The sequence below is a fragment of the Paraburkholderia silviterrae genome (genome assembly GCF_004353915.1).
Taxonomy (GTDB): Bacteria; Pseudomonadota; Gammaproteobacteria; order Burkholderiales; family Burkholderiaceae; genus Paraburkholderia; species Paraburkholderia silviterrae.
Map to the genome: position 1 here is coordinate 1 of NZ_SMRP01000089.1, position 1,019 is coordinate 1,019.

1 protein-coding gene is annotated in these 1,019 nt (G+C 62.1%); it reads right to left on the minus strand.

Annotation, left to right across the window (positions count from 1 at the left end):
- Positions 1-1,019 (minus strand): chaperonin GroEL (gene groEL / locus EYW47_RS40650; protein WP_133200420.1); only part of this gene is annotated, 1,019 nt, incomplete at both ends.

Here is a 1,019-nt window from a genome sequence, read left to right on the forward strand (position 1 = left end):
GCCATCGGGGCATCTTCCTTCGGCAGTTCAGCAACCGCTGCGTCCGTCGTCAGCAGCAGGCCTGCGACCGAAGCTGCGTTTTGCAGCGCGGTGCGCGTGACCTTCGTCGGGTCGACCACGCCAGCTTCGACCATGTCGACGTACTCGCCGGTCGCTGCGTTGTAGCCGTAGTTGCCCTGGCCAGCGGCAACCGCTGCCACGACCACCGAAGCTTCTTCGCCGCCGTTCGTGACGATCTGGCGCAGCGGTTCTTCCATCGCGCGCAGGACGATCTTGATACCTGCGTCCTGGTCTGCGTTGGCGCCCTTGACACCGGCGATTGCCGTGCGTGCACGGATCAGCGCAACGCCGCCGCCCGGGACGATGCCTTCTTCAACGGCAGCGCGGGTTGCGTGCAGCGCGTCTTCCACGCGTGCCTTCTTTTCCTTCATTTCGACTTCGATTGCAGCGCCAACCTTGATCACTGCCACGCCGCCTGCCAGCTTGGCAACGCGCTCTTGCAGCTTTTCACGGTCGTAGTCCGAGGTCGCTTCTTCGATTTGCGTGCGGATTTGCTTCACGCGCGCTTCGATGCTCGCGGCTTCGCCAGCGCCGTCGATGATCGTCGTGTTTTCCTTGCCCACTTCGATGCGCTTCGCTTGACCGAGTTCGTTCAGCGTTGCCTTCTCGAGCGTGAGGCCGGTTTCTTCCGCGATGACTTGACCGCCGGTCAGGATCGCGATGTCTTCCAGCATGGCCTTGCGACGGTCGCCGAAGCCCGGAGCCTTGACAGCAACGGTCTTCAGGATGCCGCGGATGTTGTTGACGACCAGCGTAGCCAGTGCTTCGCCTTCGACGTCTTCAGCGATGATCAAGAGCGGACGGCCAGCCTTCGCGACTTGTTCCAGAACCGGCAGCAGATCGCGGATGTTCGAGATCTTCTTGTCGAACAGCAGGACGAACGGGCTTTCCAGCACGGCGACTTGCTTGTCCGGGTTGTTGATGAAGTAGGGCGACAGGTAGCCGCGGTCGAACTGCAT